This is a genomic window from Butyrivibrio sp. NC3005 (assembly GCF_000424545.1).
Lineage (GTDB): Bacteria > Bacillota > Clostridia > Lachnospirales > Lachnospiraceae > Butyrivibrio.
This window is the reverse complement of sequence record NZ_AUKC01000007.1, coordinates 1-21,195: the sequence shown is the minus strand read 5'-3', so window position 1 is coordinate 21,195 and position 21,195 is coordinate 1. Positions and strand designations below refer to the sequence as shown.

Annotated in this window: 16 protein-coding genes, 1 pseudogene and 1 riboswitch; of the genes and pseudogenes, 2 read left to right on the top strand and 15 right to left on the bottom strand. The window is 35.8% G+C overall.

Annotated features, from left to right (window positions below):
• Positions 1-17 precede the first annotated feature (17 nt).
• The 11 genes from G634_RS0103185 to G634_RS0103135 form a co-directional block, all read right to left on the bottom strand.
• Positions 18-1,352, bottom strand: coding sequence for an MBL fold metallo-hydrolase (locus G634_RS0103185; protein WP_026504075.1), 1,335 nt, complete (start codon positions 1,350-1,352; stop codon positions 18-20).
• A 94-nt stretch (positions 1,353-1,446) separates the two neighbouring features.
• The gene (locus tag G634_RS17795) at positions 1,447-2,733 is read right to left on the bottom strand and encodes an ABC transporter substrate-binding protein (RefSeq protein WP_051233650.1); all 1,287 of its coding nucleotides are present in this window, start codon (positions 2,731-2,733) and stop codon (positions 1,447-1,449) included.
• A 227-nt stretch (positions 2,734-2,960) separates the two neighbouring features.
• Positions 2,961-3,800, bottom strand: a complete 840-nt coding sequence (locus G634_RS0103175; RefSeq protein ID WP_051233649.1) for a carbohydrate ABC transporter permease — start codon at positions 3,798-3,800, stop codon at positions 2,961-2,963.
• Between the two features lie 15 nt (positions 3,801-3,815).
• Positions 3,816-4,691, bottom strand: coding sequence for a carbohydrate ABC transporter permease (locus G634_RS0103170; protein WP_026504073.1), 876 nt, complete (start codon positions 4,689-4,691; stop codon positions 3,816-3,818).
• Between the two features lie 27 nt (positions 4,692-4,718).
• Positions 4,719-5,762 (bottom strand): ABC transporter ATP-binding protein, encoded by a 1,044-nt coding sequence (locus tag G634_RS0103165; RefSeq protein ID WP_026504072.1) that lies wholly within the window; start codon positions 5,760-5,762, stop codon positions 4,719-4,721.
• 551 nt (positions 5,763-6,313) lie between these two features.
• Complete coding sequence (locus tag G634_RS0103160) at positions 6,314-6,535, bottom strand: SEL1-like repeat protein (protein WP_026504071.1); 222 nt, start codon at positions 6,533-6,535, stop codon at positions 6,314-6,316.
• Between the two features lie 10 nt (positions 6,536-6,545).
• A complete protein-coding gene (locus tag G634_RS17790) occupies positions 6,546-7,985 on the bottom strand; it encodes a bifunctional folylpolyglutamate synthase/dihydrofolate synthase (RefSeq protein WP_051233648.1) in 1,440 nt (479 codons plus the stop codon).
• A gap of 1 nt (position 7,986) precedes the next feature.
• Entirely contained in the window at positions 7,987-8,511 is a 525-nt protein-coding gene (locus tag G634_RS0103150; RefSeq protein WP_026504070.1) for a folate family ECF transporter S component, read from the bottom strand.
• 63 nt (positions 8,512-8,574) lie between these two features.
• Positions 8,575-8,673, bottom strand: a riboswitch (THF riboswitch).
• A 330-nt stretch (positions 8,674-9,003) separates the two neighbouring features.
• Positions 9,004-10,377: an alanine/glycine:cation symporter family protein gene (locus G634_RS0103145; RefSeq protein ID WP_026504069.1), complete on the bottom strand. Its 1,374-nt coding sequence runs from the start codon at positions 10,375-10,377 to the stop codon at positions 9,004-9,006.
• 262 nt (positions 10,378-10,639) lie between these two features.
• On the bottom strand, positions 10,640-12,220 hold the full coding sequence (locus G634_RS0103140; RefSeq protein WP_026504068.1) for a glucose-6-phosphate isomerase: 1,581 nt from the start codon (positions 12,218-12,220) through the stop codon (positions 10,640-10,642).
• 253 nt (positions 12,221-12,473) lie between these two features.
• Positions 12,474-13,247, bottom strand: a complete 774-nt coding sequence (locus tag G634_RS0103135) for a DUF6033 family protein (protein WP_051233647.1) — start codon at positions 13,245-13,247, stop codon at positions 12,474-12,476.
• A gap of 291 nt (positions 13,248-13,538) precedes the next feature.
• Here G634_RS0103135 and G634_RS0103130 point away from each other — a divergent pair, with 291 nt between their 5' ends.
• Both G634_RS0103130 and G634_RS0103125 read left to right on the top strand, forming a co-directional pair.
• Positions 13,539-14,927, top strand: coding sequence for a condensation domain-containing protein (locus G634_RS0103130; RefSeq protein ID WP_026504066.1), 1,389 nt, complete (start codon positions 13,539-13,541; stop codon positions 14,925-14,927).
• Positions 14,928-15,029: 102 nt separating this feature from the next.
• On the top strand, positions 15,030-15,608 hold the full coding sequence (locus tag G634_RS0103125; RefSeq protein WP_026504065.1) for a TetR/AcrR family transcriptional regulator: 579 nt from the start codon (positions 15,030-15,032) through the stop codon (positions 15,606-15,608).
• Here the strand turns inward: G634_RS0103125 and G634_RS20105 are convergent.
• From G634_RS20105 to G634_RS21455, 4 genes and pseudogenes are all read right to left on the bottom strand, one after another.
• Positions 15,577-17,358 (bottom strand): ATP-binding cassette domain-containing protein, encoded by a 1,782-nt coding sequence (locus G634_RS20105; protein WP_051233646.1) that lies wholly within the window; start codon positions 17,356-17,358, stop codon positions 15,577-15,579. The two genes, G634_RS0103125 and G634_RS20105, sit on opposite strands and share 32 nt — an antisense overlap.
• Positions 17,318-19,075, bottom strand: a complete 1,758-nt coding sequence (locus G634_RS0103115; protein WP_026504064.1) for an ABC transporter ATP-binding protein — start codon at positions 19,073-19,075, stop codon at positions 17,318-17,320. Before G634_RS0103115 ends, G634_RS20105 begins: the two co-directional genes overlap by 41 nt.
• Before the next feature lie 167 nt (positions 19,076-19,242).
• Positions 19,243-20,901 (bottom strand): AAA family ATPase, encoded by a 1,659-nt coding sequence (locus G634_RS0103110; protein WP_026504063.1) that lies wholly within the window; start codon positions 20,899-20,901, stop codon positions 19,243-19,245.
• Positions 20,885-21,195: pseudogene (locus G634_RS21455) on the bottom strand (IS200/IS605 family accessory protein TnpB-related protein); the annotation flags it as partial. The pseudogene G634_RS21455 and the gene G634_RS0103110, both read right to left, overlap by 17 nt.

The following is a 21,195-nucleotide window of genomic DNA, read 5'->3' as shown; positions in this document are numbered from 1 at the left end:
GCTTTTTTACTAAAATTTTATTCTTTTACCAGCTTTCCATTCTCGAGATAGAAACTTTGTCCGCATTCAGGAAGAACTATTTCTTTTGCATATTCAGTATTGAACTGCTCAGGTCTAAAACTATGAAGTGGTACAAGCGTTGTTGGTGCAATGATATCCGCCATTTTTCTAAGGTAATATGGCTCTGCATGTCCGCCAAGACCTACATGTTCATTTTTTATTCCCTGCACTTCAAGAAAACTTTGGAACTTTGCAAAGGACGGATCATAATCTCCAAGAGGAGCACCATCCATATGCAAATATACTGACACAACATCTTTCAAGTCAAAGAGTTCATAAATATTCTTGTAATTTTGCTGCAAAACATACTTAGATGGATTTGTTAATAATTCATTTCTGTCTATAACTTTCTTTTCCCTAAGAGATGGATTGTTAGTACTTCCGCCCTCTGGAATATATACTACAAAATCGTCCCATGGATAAAATGCATTGACATAATCCGCCTGAATACTATCAAGCGCCATCTGACGTTTTTCTTTGGCAAGTGCATGAATCATTTGATGAATTCGCTCTACATTTCTATTGTAATTGTTAATTACAATAAGGCCATCTTCCTGTCTGCATCGCTCTTTCATATCTTCTAGAAGTGTGTATTCACTTGTGGTACGTTCCGGACCCTCAAGTGAAAGCATGTCTACATCTGCAAAGCTTATGGTAACTCCTTCAGTTATCATAACATCTGCACCCTTGCACTTATTACCAAAAGCACTGCTTACATCAGGATGGAAGCCATGAAATCTGAAATCACCTGTATAACAGATACTGCCATCTTCTGTTTCTATAAGGAAACCGCACGCTCCTATTACATCATGATCTACCTGAATACAGGTAACTTTTATATCTTCAACCGTGATGGTGCTGTCATACTCCATTGGCTGAATATTCTCATGCTCTCTGTACTCAAGCTCTCCCATAACACCCATTCTTTTATACAGCTTTGCCGAATCATTGCTCATATACACAGGCATTTTTGGATCAAGGCATCCCAAACCTCCCATGTGATCGATATGCATATGAGAAATGATTGCAAAATACTTCTTATCTGTTTCACCATAGGCTTTGAGATTCAACTCGCCAGCAGCATGAGATTCATATATTCCATCGATTCTGTTAAGTATCCCAAGTCTCATAAAATCCTGCGCTTCATGCCCTTTTCTAGTACAAACACTTTCATCAAGTCTTCCAACAAAAGCATACCCAAAATCAAAAATACACACTGCCTTATCTGTTTCAACTGCTACGACAGTGCCCCCAATCTCCCTAAGACCACTATAAAATTTTATTTTTGTCATAATCTATCACCAACTTAAGAAAATCAAAGCTCCCTACATCTTGATAGATGCAGAGAGCTCCGAGTTAAATTATTTTTTGTTCAAAAAATAGTTATCAATACTGAGAGTTGATTGTATCAACAAGTTCTTTTTTCCATGTATTTGCATCAGACTTGTTAAGAACGAGTTCTTCGTACTTAGCAGCTACTGCAGAACGGATATCTGTAGAAGCGTCATATGTAGGAGATACGAAGAAAGAATCTGCCTGTGCATAAGAAGCTGTAGCAGTTGCATCATCTGCCATGAACTTCTGATATTCATCTGACTTATATGCAGATGTTCTTACAGGAAGGTATCCTGTCTTAATTGCCCACTTTGTTGTATTCTCTGTAGATGTAAGGAATTTCATATATTCCCATGTTGCCTTCTGCTTGTTAGCATCTGAAGAGAACATTACAAGATTAGTACCAGCTGTGTTAGCTGCCTTAGCAACATTTCCTGGAAGAGGAGCTACTCCAAGTTCCCAACCTTTGCTTGTATCGATGTAAGATACACCTGTGCTGGAACCAACATAAGCTGCAATTTTGCCATTGCTGAGTACGTTAGAGAAGAATGAATCTTCACCAACAAGACGAGCATAACCGTTATTGTAAAGGTCAGAAAGGAATGTGAATGTTTCAAGACCCTTATCTGTATCAAATAAAGCACCCTTATCATCGATATAGTCAACACCATTCTGCTTAAGTGTTGCTTCTACAGCACCTGCCATATCATCAAAACCGATGAATTCGATGTTCTTTTTCTCTTTTACAATCTTTGCATCAGCCTTAACTTCATCCCATGTTGTAGGAGCTGTTAACTTCAGTTCATCGAACATTGTCTTGTTATAGAACAAAACATATGTACTCTTATTGAAAGGGAGTGCGTGAACAAAGCCAAACTCGCTACACTCATTTCTATAACTTTCGATAACATCATCCCAGTTGTCGAAGTCATTCTTAACAAGATCATCAAGCTTAACAAGCTTATTCTTATAAGGTGTAAGCCAGTTGTTGTAAGCCTGAGCCATATCAGGAAGAGTATTGGATGCAGCGCTTGCTGTAAGCTTTGTCTGCAGATCGTTGTACTTACCCTGATTTACAAGAGTAACTTTAATTCCGTACTTATTGGAGCTATTGAAATCATCTGTGATTTCCTGAAGAGTCTTCTCCTGCTCTCCAGCCATTGCATGCCAAAATGTAACTTCGCATGACTCAATGTTTCCATCAGCGCTTGCAGCTGTGTTAGCTGAGCCATCTGTTGTCTTTCCACCATTAGAATTGTTTGATCCACTACATCCTGCAAGCATGGATACTGCTAAAGCTGCAGTCATAATACTTGCACCAATTTTCTTGAACTTCATACTCAAAAATCTCCTCTCTCGTTGCGGCTATTATCAGCCAGTGAAAATAGATAATTTTTTATAGGTTTTTGTTTTCATCAGGAAAATCAAAAACCGTACCAGACCAAAATTTGTCGTTAAGACAAATTTTGTCCTGCAAAGCAGGATTCTTGCTGATGATTATCATAAATCTCAGCAAGAAGTTATACAATCCGGCGCGCGCTCCGGGTCATATCAATAAAAAACTCTTATCCCTTAAGACCGGACCTTGTAACACCTTCGATGATATATTTGCGAAGGAACAGGTACACGATAATAATAGGCATAACCAAAATACATGAAGCAGCCATTATAAGCTCATAAGAAGCTCCTGCCTCTGTCTGGAAACGAATAAGCCCATGTGACAAAACTCTCATTCCATCTGAGTTGGTAACAAGAAGTGGCCACAAAAATGCGTTCCATGAACTGATGATATTAAGAATCGCAATAGTGATAATTGCCTGCTTGTTCATAGGAACCATTATTCTTAGCATAAACTTAAGATCAGAGCACTTATCAACCTTCGCAGCTAAATACAGTTCATTTGGAACCTGCATGAAAAACTGAGTCAGAAGATAAATGTAGAAAACACTGGAAATCCACGGTACTATCATAGCCTGATAGGTATCAATCCACTGCAGCTTCATAATAGTGATGTAATTGGTGATAATAAGCATCTCACCAGGAATCATCAAAGTTGCGAGGAAAAGTGAAAAAATAAGTTTCTTTCCCGGGAACTCAAGTCTCGAAAATGCAAATGCAGATAAAACAGTTGTGATAAGAACACCAATTGTAGTACATACTGTCACAATTACAGTATTAAGCAGGTATTTTGCAAAAGGTGCTGCATTCCATGCTACCTTGTAGTTACTCCACTGAGCAGCTTTTGGAAAAATAGCCGGTGGAACCTGTACAATTTCTGCCGGAGTTTTAAGTGATGAAGCTATCATCCATACAAACGGCAAAACTGTAAAAATTGCTCCTGCTATAAGGAATGCATATTTTAAAATATTCAGAATTAAAGCAATAACTTTTCTTTTACTAGGCATTATTTCTTCCTCTTTTTATTTCTTTTTACGCTTGCCTGTAACGCGCAGCTGAACCTGTGTCAAAGCCAGAATTATCAGGAACAAAACGATTGAACCTGCTGCTGCAATACCATATTTGTTACTATTGTAGAACTTATCATAGATGTAATATACAACAGTAATAGCGCTATTGGCAGGACCGGCTTTTCCTTTAAAGAGAGCAAATACCTCATTATAAACCTTGAAGGCACTAATCATTCCCATAATGCTCGCATATACTATCATAGGCATGATTCCAGGAACTGTGATTCGTGTAAATACTCTAAATCTTGGAGTTGCATCAATTCGCGCTGCCTTGTACAAATCCTCGGAAATAGTCTGAAGACCGGCAAGGAAAATCAAAATATTAAATGCCATACTCTTCCATATTGCGAAAATAATAAGCGCAGGAAGTGCATATTGCGGCTGATTCAACCACTGAATCGGTTCAATTCCAAAAAATCCCAAAATATAGTTTATAAGACCATATTCACTGTTAAACATCCAACTCCATACAATACCAATAGCTATAACGCTTGTAACGTAAGGAAGAAAATATACTGTCTGGAAAAACGCTTTTCCCTTTATCTTGCTATTGATAAGGACAGCAATAAACAGTGAAATAATAATTGAACAAGGAACAACGAATACTACGTAAATTCCTGTATTACACAATGCTTTAATAAAATTTTTATCAGCAAAAAGTGCCTGATAATTCTCAAAGCCAATAGACTTATAGCTTCCATCAATGATGCTGTAATCTCCGAGGAAACTCATTACAACAGCTTTTATAAGAGGATATAAAGTAAATACTACCATGATAATAAGTGATGGTAGCAAATACAGATAGCCTTTAAAGCTCTTTTTCTCCATAGCAAATATACTCCATTTCCTTCGGGATTAATATCTTCCCATAAGATTTTCTTCTTTATCGAATACCAAAATATGTCCTTCTCTAACAGAAGCCTTGAAACTGTCAGAAGCCGCAAGCTGCAAATCTGAATGAACAAGGACACGAACAGGAGTATTACCAAGTTTAGTGAATAATAAAAGATCACGACCAGTCATGCGGACTCTTTCTGCATTCATGCTGATTCCATCTTCCGCAACACGGAATGATTCCGGACGAATACCTGCATGATAATGACCATCAGGGATTTTAACGCCTTCTCTAAGTGTGATACCACTTGTAGAAATAACACCAGCTTTAACATCTACCTCCATCATGTTAATCTCTGGCATACCAAGGAATCCAGCTACAAATTCATTTGCAGGATTTAAATACATGCTCTGAGGAATCTCATACTGCTGAAGTACCCCTTTCTTCATAACAGCAATTTTGTCAGAAATACTCATAGCTTCTTCCTGGTCATGTGTAACGAAAATAGTTGTAATCTTAACTTCCTGCTGAATACGACGAATCTCTTCTCTTGTCTCAACACGAAGCTTTGCATCGAGGTTGGAAAGTGGCTCATCAAGTAAAAGAACCTGTGGCTTTTTTACAAGTGCACGAGCAATAGCTACTCTTTGCTGCTGACCACCTGAAAGCTCACCCGGACGACGCTTCATAAGCTGATCAATTTTAACAAGTTTTGCCATTTCAAGAGCTTTCTCTCTTGCTAAAGCCTTCTTCATTCCACGGTTAATAAGCGGAAAAGTAATGTTATCCTCAACAGTCATATGAGGATAGAGCGCATAGTTCTGAAATACAAGACCGATTTCACGATCCTCTGGAGGAATTTTGGTAACATCTCTGTCGCCAAAGAAAATTTTTCCCTCTGTTGGCTCTGTTAAGCCAGCCAGCATGAATAATGTGGTAGACTTACCGCAGCCGGACGGTCCTAAAAGTCCTACCAGTTCACCATCATTAATAGTTAGACTCATATGGTCTACCGCGTGACAGTCATTGTACGTCTTCGTCAAGTTTTCAATTCTGATATCCATCTTTACCTACCTGTATGATTCTAGAATCTTTAATAAATGCTTGTTTATGTCAAAATAGATTTGAAAAGCCTAGGTCTATACACACAAACAAAGCTTCGTAGATGTCTTTGTAATTTATAACTACGAAGCCCTTTATTATAACGTGTATTAGCCATTCTTGTACATACACTAATTGTCAAAAAAACATCAAAAATTTACAACATTTTTGCTTAAATTTTTTAAAAATGGAAACTAACTTTAGATTTTAAATTTGAACGTCTGTTCTATCAAGGCTTTCTAAACTACTCTTTACCATGCTAATGCAAAAAAGTTCCTCTGTATTTTTAAAAAATTTTATTTATTTTTCCAAATAAAATTATACAAAAAACCGCTGTTTAGTTAAGAATTGTTCGTTAATTCATTTTTGCATTCGTTTTTTAAAACAAAAATCATCATTTTTTCAATTATTGTGTAAAAATCACAAATTTCCGCAAAAAGATGCTTGTTATATAACATTTTTCACAAAAAATCGGAGTGATATACTTTCACTCCGATTTTGATAACAATAGTTGTCAGTTTTCTTTAATTTTCTTTTCTATTTCTGCAATAAGCTCTGCTGCCCTGTCATCGCCTTTTTTAGCTGCATACTGGCACCATTTAAGAGCCTTTTCATAATTCACCTTGCCAAAAGTACCCTTAAAATAACCTTCGCCAAGCTGAGTTGCTGCAAAGATATTACCTCTTGCCGCCATATCGATTAAATGTATCAATTTGTTCTCTGATTTCTCTGACATATTTATTTCCTCACATTGATTTCAGAATTCCTACAAAATAAAAAGAACCACAGACACATATGATATCATTTTTTTGGCTTTCTGACACTGCTTTTTGCAAAGCTTTTTTCATTGCGTATTTTGGGTCGCCCTCTACTTGTCCGTCTTTTTCATATTGTACAAGTTTCTTAGGCATATTTTTTTCAAATACATTCTTGCCTGAAAGAATTTCTATTGAAGATAGACTGTCATTTGAAGGCGCAAATGCCTGCGCCTCATAACCACTTTGTATCAGAAAATCAGCAAGTTTTTTTGCTGACAGTGCCCTGACAGAAACGGGTTCAACAGTGTAGAACTTTTCTGCTATTTCTCCAAGTTTAAGCGCCATTTTTTCGTAGTTTTTGTCCTGCAAAAATCCTACTACAAAACGAATCTTCTTTCCTGGAAAAAGCCTCCTTAGATTACGGCACAGCATATCAATTCCCTGAATGTTATGACTTCCATCATAAATCGTCACAGGATTTGTTCCTAATATTTCGAGCCTACATGGCCATAAGGCCCTTTCGAGACCTAATGCAATTGATTTTCCTGAAATTTTGTTAAAACCTTTTTTACCAAGAATAGCTGCTGCGCTTGCTGCTACAATAGCATTTTCTATCTGATAATCCCCAGCCATTTTTATCTTTATAGTCCCAAAAACTGGATGTACAAACTCCTGCCCGTACATATTCTGACATATAACTTCATGCTCCATATTAGCCGTGATTAATTCTGCATTCATATCTTTGCACTTTTGTTTTATAACAGTTTGCGCTTCCGAATTTTGAGGTGCTATGAGCACGCAGCCATCTTTCTTGATAATTCCAGCCTTATGACTTGCTATAGACTTATAACTATCCCCCAGGATGTCTGTATGATCGAAAGAAATAGGAGTTATCACTGATAAAGCAGATTTTGATATTACATTTGTAGCATCCATATCCCCGCCAAGTCCAACTTCAAGCACGACAATATCGCACTTTTTAGATACAAAGTACAAAAATGCAGCACTAACAATTATTTCAAATTCAGACGGAAAAATGCTTTGTTCTTTCCTGAGAATCTCCACCTTCTCTATTACTATAGACAAATATTCTCCCGCATCTTTGTCTGAAATTTCAACACCGTCAATGCATATTTGTTCATTCAAATGAGTAAGATAAGGAGATGTGAAAAGTCCTGTTGTATATCCGCTTTCTTTCAAAATTGAAGCTATGAACATACAGGTCGAGCCTTTTCCATTTGTTCCTGCTACGTGTACAAAAGAAAGTTTATCCTGCGGATTGTCCAAAAGATTAAGCAAGGCTTTTATGCTATCTAAATTCATAACATATGTCCCTTTTACCACGTCTTTTGGATTGAATTTCTGAAGGCTTTTTAGAAATCTTATACAGCTGTCAAATTTATTCTCCGTGTTTCTTTCTTCCTGCATTTCAAGCCTCTTTTAACATCTTGGTAGCAAACTGATGAACCGGAATAAGAATTGCAATCATAATTATACAGTTGATAGGGCACATAACAATTTCTTTCACAAGTCTTTGTGCTACTACCACTCCAAATCCCTTGTGCATAAGAAGAGATAAGTTAAAGCTATTGAAAAAGATTCCAATAACTACCGTGTGAACGATTTCTGCGATGATGATTCTTACAGGTGTTACCTTAACTTTTGGGGAATACAGAATAAGTCCGAACAATAATCCCGAACATGCAGCAGAGATAGTAAATCCCGGAAAAAATGTTCCTGTTGGCTTTGCAATAAATCCAAGAATGTCACTTGCTGCGCCGAGTACTGCTCCTATTGCCGGTCCAAACAAAGATGCTGAAATTGCAAGCGGAATAGATCCGAATCTAATCTCGATTAGAGGTGTAACAGGAATTTTGAGAAATCCCAGAATTACAGCCATGGCAAGAGTCATAGCACAAACAGTAAGTACCTTAACATTAGATAATTTCTTCATAAAAAAATCCTCCTTTGCAGTTTTTCCTTTACTACACAGGAGGGCATGCCATTTCTCTTATGTAGCAGCGGGATGCGACACCGAAACCGCAAGCATAAGCTCTTCGTCCCTGTGACAACTCCCTGTTCACCGGGCACTTAACGCTTCGACATCTACTCTGCATTAAACTTGTTATTGTTTTCTAGAAAAAGATACAACATTTTTATCTCGTTGTAAATAGTTTTTTGAACATATATTCAAATTGTTTATAAAGGTTGGATTCTACTCCAATCTCTTTTTTAGCCTTATTTAGTATTATTTCTTTAATCCTATTTCTCTGGTTTAATTTCTATGACTTCTTGCTGAGATTTATGATAATCATCAGCAAGAATCCTGCTTTGCAGGACAAAATTTGTCTTAACGACAAATTTTGGTCTGGTACGGTTTTTGATTTTCCTGATGAAAACAAAAACCTATAGTTTTATCTCTAAAACAAAAACTAACACCAGATAATTATTTTATTCGCTGTTCATACTCTTTCAAAGAATCTACCGCCTTCTTGGACATCGGAATAAGTGCAATCATATTGAAGATTGTCATAAGTCCAATTCCTATATCGCCAAGATCCCATACAATTCCATATGCCGCAATGCATCCTACAAAAAGATTTATTAAAGCTATCACTTTATAGATTTTCTGTGATGCCCAGTTATCTCCAAACACATACGCAACATTGGAACGAGCATAAAACAAGATTCCGATAAATGTCGAGAAGCAGAAAAACCACAAAGTAAGTGCAATAAAGACAGAACCGGCATTTCCAAAATAATGAACCATAGCTGCCTGTAAAAGTCCCATTCCTGATTTATTTACTGTGACACTCTCCGGAGCAAGAAGCATAACAAAAGCTGTACAGCTGCAAATGACAATAGTGTCAATAAACACTCCCAAAGCCTGTAAAAGTCCAGATACTACAGGATGGTCAACATCTGCAACTGCTGCCGCACATGGCGCAGAACCAGAGCCTGCTTCATTTGAGAACAGTCCCCTTTTCACACCATTCATTAGAACTGTACCAAATCCTCCAGATACAACCTGCCTGAGGCCAAATGCTTCTTTAAAAATTCTTTCAAAAACACTTGGAAGCAAATTAATATTGTTGATTATTACAAATATAGTTAAAAGGATATAGAAAGCCGCCATTATAGGCACAATCACATCTAACACTTTTACAGAGATATCTTTTTTCATTACTACAAAAGCGCCAGCAAGACACAAAACAACTGCTGTGACAATCTTTGGAACGTTAAATGCGTTATCAAATGCCTCTGATACTGAATTTCCAATAACCTGGCTAATCCCACACCAACACAAAAGTCCTGAAAGTGCGAATAAAATCGCAAGGATGCTTTTACTTTTTTTTCCTCTAAAAAAAGAATGTAAATAATATGCAGGGCCTCCTCTATATCCGCCATACAATGGATCTTTTTCTTTATAAAGCTGAGAAAGTGTTGCTTCAATAAATGCAGTACTTGCACCTATTATAGCTGTAACCCACATCCAGAATACTGCACCTGCGCCGCCTGCCGATACTGCTGCCACTACTCCGACAAGATTGCCCATACCAACCCTTGTCGCTGTTGATACAATAAGAGCTTCTAGACCTGATACATTGCTCTTTTTCTCCATATCTACACTCTTTTTGGCAGCTACTTTGCACATTTCAGGAAAAAGACGAATAGGTAAGAACCTAGTGATAATCGTAAAATATATTCCTGCTGGAATAAGAATAAGAACAAGGAGCGATAATCCAATAGTAGAACCTCCGATATTAAAGCTCACTATATCGCCCCACAACAATTTGTAAATCCCAGAAATAACCTTCATAAAAATAATAACCATCCCTAATGTTTTCTTTTTTATCCCATGTCCAAAAGACACGTAAAGTCCATTTTACACTATCGCTTTAAAAGTGTAAAGCTTTATATCAATCAAACAGACGATAAGCAAACAGTAGTAAATTAATACTGTTATTACAGGCGCATCCACCTATTTCGCATAAAAATACCCTCCTTACCATGATTCATCATTCATCATAGTAAAGAGGGCAGATATTACTTAGAAAGATACTTTGCAAGAAGTCATACAATTAAATATTGAACAGCTTGCTGTATGCTGCAAGTGCACCTTCTGTCTCATGTGCTAGAACACGCTTTGCAAGTGTCTTACCAAGCTGAACACCTTCCTGATCAAAGCTGTTGATATTCCATACAAATCCCTGGAACATAACTTTATTCTCAAAATGAGCAAGAAGTGCACCAAGAGACTTAGGATTAAGCTCATCACCGATAATAATGCTTGATGGACGTCCACCTTCAAAGTTCTTATTCTTGTTCTCATCAGCTTTACCAAGAGCAAATGCTACAATCTGTGCTACAACGTTAGCGCAAAGCTTCTGCTGGCTGGTGCTTCCCTGAATATCTACATCATTTCCAATCTGGCTCTTCTTGAATCCAATGAACTGAAGAGGAACGATGTTAGTTCCCTGATGAAGAAGCTGATAGAAAGAATGCTGTCCATTTGTACCCGGCTCACCGAAGATTACAGGTCCTGTTACATAGTCAATAGCTTCGCCAAATCTGTTAACAGACTTACCGTTTGACTCCATATCAAGCTGCTGCAAGTGTGCAGGGAAACGGCTAAGTGCCTGTGAATAAGGAAGAATTGCTGTACTCTCATAACCTAAAACGTTACGCTCATAGAAACCAATCATAGCATCGAGCATAGCAGGGTTCTTCATCATATCCTTAGAAGCTGCAAGCTTATCTTCTGCTGCTGCACCTTCGAGGAACTGTGCAAATACATCAGGTCCAAATGCAAGTGAAAGAACTGCTCCACCAACACCTGATGTTGAAGAATAACGACCACCAATGTAGTCATCCATATAAAAAGCTTCAATAAAATCATCGCTCTTTGCAAGAGGAGAAGTCTCTGAAGTAACTGCAATCATGTGCTTTGCTGGATCAAGACCAGCCTTCTTTAACGCATCCATTACAAAAGACTGATTTGTAAGTGTTTCAAGTGTTGTGCCTGACTTAGAAACCAAAATGAAAAGAGAATGTGCAACATCAATTGAATTAAGAATAGCTGATGCATCATCTGGATCAACATTACTGATGAACTTTGCTTCCATTTTGAAAGTATTGTTCTTCTTTGCCCAGTTTTCGAGAGCAAGATACATTGCACGAGGGCCAAGATCACTTCCGCCAATACCAATCTGTACTACAGTTGTGAACTTCTCACCTTTTGCATTAGCAATACTGCCTGAGTGAACTTTGTTAGCAAAATCAGCAATTCTCTTCTGCTCTTTCTCATAAAACTCACGTTTGTCAACGCCATCTGCCTCAACTTTATTTCCAAGCTGACCTCTTGTCAGATGGTGAAGTACCATACGTTTCTCGCCTGTATTAATAACAGCGCCATTGTATAATTCTTCAAATTTTTCAGCAAGCTGAGCTTCCTTTGCAAGATTGTCAAGTGCTGCAAGAACGTCATCGTCTACTTCCTTAGCCGCATAGTTATAGGTAAGACCTTCTGCCATTGGTACTGAATACTTTTGTACACGCTCTGCACCATTCTCAAGTGCCATTACCTTAGTAAGCTCAACACGATTAACTTTCTTAAGTTCATCAAAAGATTTAAGAGTGTCTAGATTGTTCCAATTAATCATTTAATAATTGCCTCCTGTTTTTTTCAGGTATCTTGCGAAATGATCCTGTCTATACATCTTATTCAATCATTTTTGCAAAAAACACTTTTTTCCACAATTACTATTATGACCTTTTGAAAACGTTTTCGCAACAACCAAAAATATAGATTTTTAACAAGCTCCCCAGCTAAGTCAAAAGAAAAGTCGGGATGATTTTAGAATGTGTTATTCCAAAATCATCCCGAATATATTGTTTTAATATAGACAGAAACAACTATAATGACAAATCAAAGTTTTGTCCAACCTTCTTTTCGTCATCTGTCATTACCTGATTAGTTCTTTCCTGCTGATAAAAATCTGTTATTTTCTGCATGAGCTCGTCAACAGAGTTGGCAGTTATTTTAACCGTATTCTCAGATTTCCACTCTTTTTCATCATCTTTTACTTTTTCTGATTTCTCTTGTTTTCTATCCTCAATCCGCTTTTCTTCAGCCTTTTTAGCTGCTTCTTTTTTATCTGCCTTTTTCTGCTCGGCTTTCTTTTGAGCCTGCTTCTCTATACGCTGTTTCTGAGCAGCCGATGACTTTTTTAATACTGCAAAATAAGAAGCTGTTCCATCATCATTTATCTGCATTCCATAGCCCTTAACATTAGGGTCATTTCCCATCTTTTTCTGCATCTGTTCCAAGCTACTAGCTGCATTTGAGATGACGCCTTCAATCTTCTTTGCATACTGAGGATCTGCTGCCATCTGCTCTATTTTTTCATCATCTATCAAAACGACAGTTTTGTCAGGTCTTGCATATCTTGCTGCATTTGCTTCAACTTCTGCTTTCTTATCCTTACTTACAAGGATAAACTCCATGTTCGAAAACTTCTTTTTCAGCTGTTCATAGTACTTTTCGCCCTGCTCAGATAATTTTACATCGCCAATGCTTTTGCCATACTTCGATGTAACTTTATTATTCTTATTATCTGTCTTTGCAACCGGCGTATCTTTATATGCCTGAAAAGTTTCTTGAATAGCAGATGTATTCTCAATACCCATATACACCTCTTTTCCAAGCAATAATGCTTAATTAATTTTTCATCCTGCAATCCCAGCACAATTGCAGGTATTTTTTTATTTTACCTTTGTACTTATATATCGGAATAATATTGATATTTTATTATGACAAAATTGTTCTGATGACAAATTCCAGTCTTGTACTGTCACACGATAGACTACACTTTATATTCATGTGTTCGATTACTCTTTATCCATATTGCGTTCCAATCCAAACGCTGTTAAACTTCAAACAGTTGAATAATCGTAATTTTGCAATGCCAGGAGGAAGATATGAAAAAGAAATTGTACCCACTAACAGCTTCTCAACTTATCCATTATCGCTGGATTAAGCAATATCATACCCAGCAAGTCGCAGGTATAAGCGTAGTCGCTTCCCTGCAGATTCAGCTTGATTTCGAATTATTACAAAAGTGTATCCGTATGGAAATAGAACGCTGTGAGTGCCTCAGAGTTCGCTTCACAAAACCTGATTCCAAAGGCAGTATTTCACAATATATTGTTAATAGCGATGACCGTGATATTCCATTTGTCGATTTATCGAATATGTCCATGAACAAAGCTGATGAAATCATGCAAAAATGGGCTTACGAAACACTTGACCTGACAGACTCTCCTATGTTCACAGTTACCATGCTCAAACTTCCTGATAACTACTATGGCTTTTTCCTGCATGTTGATCATAGACTACTTGACTCTGCCGGAATTATCATCATGATGAATGACCTTATGGAATTGTATTGCCATTACAGTTTCAATACTCCATTCCCAGATGCACCTGCATCTTATACAGAAACTCTTGAGCAGGATATTAGAAGAGCCACAACACCTCATAGATTTAATGATGACAAAAATTTCTGGGATAACCTTTTAGATAAATATGGCGAGCCTCTTTATAGCGATATTCAGGGAAAAGAAGTTCTGGAAAATTCCAGAAAAAAACACCACAATGATACTCTACGTTCTGCTGATATAGAGATGGACAACCTGAAAGTTGCAGTAAAAGATTTTTATCTAGAAACAGACAGCAGTAATCGTCTTATAGATTTTTGCAAAAACAACAAAATCTCCATGACAAACCTGCTTCTCCTAGGGCTTAGGACATACCTTTCAAAAGTTAATGATAGACAGGAAGATATTACAATTGAAAACTTTGTTTCACGAAGAGTTACTCCAAAGCAGTGGACTTCAGGAAGCAGCCGCACCATGATGTTTCCATGCAGAACAGTTATTCCTTCCTCTACTTCGTTTATTAATGCTGCCAATATCGTTCAGGATATGCAAAACCATGTCTACATGCACTGCAATTATGACCCTGCACTTATTCAAGAAGAAATTCAAAAACGCTATCACACTCCAGATAACACAACATATGAAAGTGTATATCTGACATACCAGCCACTTCCATCCAAAGCTATGAACCCTATTATTGCATCTATTCCGCAGCACAGCATTTGGTTTGCAAACGGCGCCGCCACCAAGAAACTGTATCTGACTGTTTCTCATACAGGAAGCGGCGAAATGCAGTTTTCTTTCCATTATCAGGTAGCTCATTTAAATGACCATGATATGGAGCTTGTCTACTACTATTTAATGCGAATACTTTTTGCAGGAATCAGTTCTCCAGAAAAAGAAGTTGACGAAATCATTTCAGAAGTTTAAATTAAATTATGTTAATTCTTTTAACCTAAACCAAAGATGTTTTCACTAACTTCACATATTTTTGACACCTTTTCGCCTTTACTTAATCTATGGAGATACACTATGCAGACAGTTACAGATGAACGATACCAGGTTGTAGAAGAAGCTATAACACAGGCTTTCTTTCAGTTATCCTACGAAAAAGATGCATGGCATATTACAGTTGCTGACATTACCAGACGCGCTGGAATCGTTCGAAGTACTTTTTACAATCACTATGAAGACATGCCATCTTTCATCAATGCAATGGAAGATAAAACGATAGATGAAATTTTTCGCATAATGAAGAGCTTCCACCCAGAGGGAAGCTCTCAAATCTGCTATTCTTTTTTTCTGTCATTATGCAATTATACAAAAAATAATAAATTTCTTGCTGATATCTTCAAAAGACCTGAAGCATCGGATTTTCTAGAAAAATCTCTGACCATGTTTCATAAATATGCTAGGGAAGTCTCTCCTACGTCAAAAGACATGCATCAGGATAAAGAACTAACCTCCTACGCAATAGCCTATTCCATAGGAGGAGTTGTTGGTATATTGCATAAGTGGTCAATGGATGATTTTGTAGCTGATGAAAAAAATGTCGCACAATATTTGTCATACATCTTCCTTAATGGGTACCGCCCTCTCTTTCCAGAGTAACGTTTGCCAGGCTTAATTGTCTTGCCTGCACATCCATCATAGAGAATAGTATTCCTTTTTGCTTGATTAGCTGCGCGAACGTACCCTCCTCTACGATTCTTCCCTTTCTCATGACAATTACTCTATCTGCAATTTGCGCTGAAGCAACTTTATGAGTAATAAATACAATTGATTTATCCTTGAACAACCTCTTTAACTGACTTATAAATCTATTTTCTTCAATAGGATCAATTGCAGAAGTGGGTTCATCTAGAACCAGCAAATTAGATTCTGAATAAAAACCTCTTGCCAGCGCAAGTCTTTGCCACTGTCCACCAGAAATGTCTTTTCCACCGAATTCCGCAGAAAGCAAATCGTCTAAATTGCTGTTAATTCCAAAATCTTCTTTCAACTGTATAATCCTGTCATTATCCTCATTTTTAAAATCACTTAGTAAAATATTGTCCTTTAATGTCATTTTATACTTTTGAAAATTCTGCAAGATAGCTGATTTATGTCCATCCTCATTGAAATATATATTTCCAGAAGATGGTCTTAATATTCCTAATAAAATCTTAGAAAGTGTTGTTTTGCCAGCTCCATTATCACCTACAATTGCCAACACTTCATTCTTGTTCATCTCTAAATTTATATTATTCAATACTTTTGCATCTGAGTCATCATAGCTAAAACTAACGTTTTCAAGCTTGAATAATAGTTTATCAATTTCTGGCAAAAAACTGCATTTACCATGTTTTTGTACATGATCATCTATTTTTTTAGTTTCATTAAAAGAAAAATTTTTAGTTATAAAATTCCAATAAAGCGAAAATCCTGCCATTCCCTCGCTTATTTCTCCTAACTGATAACCAAAGAATTCATCAAAAATATTGAAAATATATACAAGCGATTGAAAAACAGCCGCACATACACCTATTGAAATCTTCCCTTCGATTTTGAAAAATACTACTAAAACAATAATTGCAGCATATCCGCCAAAAGTAATAACTCTAAAGGCTATATCTACCAAAGAAATTCTTAATTCTTTTCTACTATATTTTTTTGAATACTTTGTAAAAGACTCATAGCTTTTATTTAATAAAAAACTCTTCCAGTTATTAGCTCTAATATCTTTATTAGTGGCAAGTCCCAAAATACAATTTTCAAATTCTTCAGTTTGCCTATGTAAAAGTACTGTACTATCCACAAATTTTTTTTGACTTGAATACTTTAGATATTGACCAATCGCAGTAGGAACAAATATTAAAACCATCACTATAGCAAGGGATGAATAAATATTCAAAAAGTATAGTGTCAAGAAAGTAAAATAAGGTATGTAAAAAAAGGGAAGCATTATCATACTAATTACTATTTTTAGCATTCCATCTATACCATCTTTTGCTTTAGACACCTCATTATTGAATGAGATTTTTTCAAAACATCCTACATGAATCGTATTTATTTTATCTGCTAAAGCTGCAAGAAATATCTGTCTTAATTCATTTTCGACTTTCCCATAATAATAATTATTTATTATCATAAATGAGTTTGACGCAATGTAATATAAAGAAAGGACTGTCACACCAATTATTATTTTCTTATAATCATTACTCCTTCCAAATTCATCAAATACTTTCTGCGATTTTACTATTATAAGAATTGAGAAAACACATTCCAGAAATGCTCCAAGGCAGCATAGTAAAATAGATTTTGTACTACACTTTTTTAATTTACTGAGAATAAACCGTATTTTGTTCAACATTCTTGTCATACCACCATTCCTGCATTTTGTACATTTTATAGAACAGACCATTTTCATCTTGAATGAGTTCAGAAAAAGTCCCTATCTGCTCCAATTTGTGATTATTTAATACCAAAATTGTATCTGCCAGTTTTGTCATTCCAAGTCTATGACTAATAAATAATACTGTTCTATTTCCACAAATTTTTTTAAATTGACTAAATAGAAAATTTTCACCTTCTGGGTCTAATGAAGCTGTAGGTTCATCCAAGATGCATAAATCTTTTGAACTATATAACAACCTTGCAAGAGCAAGTCTTTGCCACTGTCCTGTAGATAATTCAATTCCATTTATATATATCTTCCCTAGTTCTGTATCAAGTCCGTCTGGTAGATTATCCACGAAATCTTTAAGTCCAACAAGCTTAAGTACTTCATTTATTTTGTCTTCTTTTCTTTTACTGCCCATGCATATATTATCTGCAATAGAAAACTTGTACATTCCAAAATCTTGAAAAACAACACCTATTCTACTTAAATAATCTCTTAATTCTACATCGCCATTAATTAGTATTTTTCCTTGGTAATCAGAGTATAGTCCACACAAAATTTTCACTAAAGTAGATTTTCCAGAACCATTTTTTCCTACAAGAGCATACTTTTTTCCACCTTTTAACTTTACAGATATATTATCTATTATCTTCTCATTCGTATTAGGATAACTAAATGAAAGATTCTTTAGTTCGATAGAATTTATTTTCTCAGATACTTTATAAGAAGAATTACTCTTGTGTACTAAATCAAACAATTCGAAGTAGTCTTTGCAAAAAGACAATGATTTTCTAACTGATCTACTGCAAAAATTTATCGAGCTACTGACAGACCTTATAAAAATCACTATAGTTCCAACAGCTGATATAAAAAAGCCTATTGTTATCTTTCCATTTGCGCCTAATAATCCCAAACTGATAAGACTTAATAATGTAGCTGCATTAATCCATATTGTCGTTAAAAAAGCATAGAAATAAAAGTATTTATCAGCTTTCTCTTTATTGTGAATAAACTTATAATATTCACTTTTCCAACTTTTCTTCACAAAAGGATAATATCCGAATATCCCTCTTTCTGCAGAACTGTTTCTTCCAGCCAATAATTCGTAATAGTAATCAGCTTTAGTTTTTGACTTTGCTGCTTTTATTCCCAGTAAATATGTTCTTTTCCCATTAAAAAATGTAATACCAACAACTGGAATGATAGCCGCTGCCAATATAAATGCTGATATAAAGGCTTTTTGACCAATGATAATTAATATATTTATTACCTTGATAAATAAAGATAATACATTTGAAACTGAATCATATACATCACACCACTTTGTATCTGCATCACTCATTATGCGTTTTATATGATAATAGTTTTCTGAATTCTCAAGCTCAGAATAATTTACATTCATTGATAAATCTAGTAACTGTGTTTTACATAAAAAATGCAATTTAGATTTTAAAAGCTTTTTTAAAAGTCCTATAAGCTTATCTATTGTCCATGAACCAAAACAAACAACAATATATACCGTTGCTACCACAATTATACTAGTAATATCTATATATCTACTATCTATTCTATCTATAAGCCTTGCTTGAACTAAAATCTGTGCTCCAGGAAGAGCTCCTATAATAATTTTTAACATCGTGAGTGGAATTAAATATTCCATGCACCTATAAAGTGGATTTATTCTCTTTTTAGTCATAATATCATTCCTTTAAATAGCAAGATTCCGTAATCATTAGGAATACACCTATGATTACGGAACCTCACAAAAACTGTTCTTGAAGTACAATTGTCTGGTATATATTTGTCTAATAGTTCCAACCATAATCCAGATGCACATCCTAAATCTACTATTATCATTCATTTTTATGCTTCTTCAATTATACAATCGTGGTGCTTATAACCTTGCCTATTACCTGCATCACATTCATAGTTTATACCAACGATAATAATATTCCCTTTATACTTCTCAAGATCATCCGGATAATTACGTTTTCGAATCTGGTCTATTGCTGTTGCAGCATCTTTATCGTATTTTAGCTCTATTAAAAGCACTGGCTTGTCTGGATATTTAGGAGACGGTATATATACAAGATCAGCATATCCCTTACCAGTATCCATTTCCTGGATTAAAGTGTAATAATTCTGTGCGTTATAATATGCTAATTGTATTGCATAACTCAAGGCAGCTTCACTGTTATAGGTTTTATTGTTTGCTTTGTCATGCGCTTTTTCAACCAATTCAGATACCTTAGCTGCATCTTTATTCCAGGTTGCTTCAAGTAGTTTTTGTGAATTTTCGAGAGCTTTGAAAACAACGCTCCAATCATCCTGCTTTGTAGAAGCCTCAAATTCAGCTAGTATCTCGTTGTTTGGGATATAGACCTCTTTTTTATCAATGTCGTATGCAAGATATCCCAAGTGAATCAATAATGTAAAAATATCATCTTTACTATGAAAAGTGGTCATATCATTTTGATAATTATCAATAGATACCGAAATTCGATTGCCTGTCATTAATACAGCAACATCTTCCTTTAAACCATCGTAATTCCTACAAATATACTCAGACAGCGCTTGATATGTTTCTGTCTGATTCCAGTAATTCTGTATTCTACCAGTTTGAATTGCCTTCACAACTGATAAAGGACTATATATCGACCATTTTTCTTGACCAGGTTCTTCTGAGATGCTACTACTTTGCTCTCCCATTGATTTAGGCGGAATTATTCCATACATTTCGTATCCGTCATACCAGTTTTTTATCTCCTCATGATTTCTTCCATACTGATTACACAAATCTTCTACCTCATCATCTGTGAATCCAGTATACTTCGCCATCTGCATAGGAAAAATCATGGAATACTCATCAAACATATTCAGCGCTGAATGCTTACCATATTTTTTGATTGGAAGAATCCCTGTCATATAAGCAAGCGCAACATAGTCTTTGTCTTTAAGCCAATCACGCAAAAAATCCAAATACACTCGTTGACCTTCAGCATCCGATTTATTCTCTCTAAAGATTGCATCCCACTCATCAATGATGATTACAAATTGATGTCCTGTCTGCACATAAACATCAGACATCGACTGAATAAGGTCTTCTCTATCAAAAAAATCCACCTCAGAATATTGATTAAGAACATCTCTCATCACAAGCAGCTGGAGTTTTTTTAACATTTCTTCAGCAGATTTATCTTTTTTTACAAAATCAGTCATTATTATTTTGATAACATCAAATTTTCCAAGATATTTATCCCATTGATCTATTCCTTTTCCATCTGTTGCAATTTTCTTGTTTTCAAACAGCTCCCTACTGTCAGCATACCTATCATAATATGCTGCAAGCATGTTAGCCGTAATTGTTTTGCCAAATCTTCTAGGTCTTGATACACACATATATTTTTGCTCAGTAAGAACAAGTGAATTAATATACATTATCAAATCTGTTTTATCTCTGTATATCTCAGATTCTATCGCTTGTTTAAAGCGCGCGTTTCCAGAGTTAAGATAAGTTCCCATTATTGTTACCTCGTTTCTGAAGCGTAGGAGCGCACATCTTACGATCATTACACCTATGATAGATATAATCCATGTCTGATTTGCGAAGACTAATGGATAGCCAATTCCATGTGTTGTTATGGTATATCTTAATCTGTGCAGAATAATCGTCTGTGAGATTATACATTCCTATGCGATATAAGGATGGATACACGTACCCACAGTTATTAAGAGTGGGTTTCTTACCAGTAGGATTTAACTTCCAGTTAGCAAGGTTAGACTTATAAGATGATACTTTGCCTATAGCTTCAGATA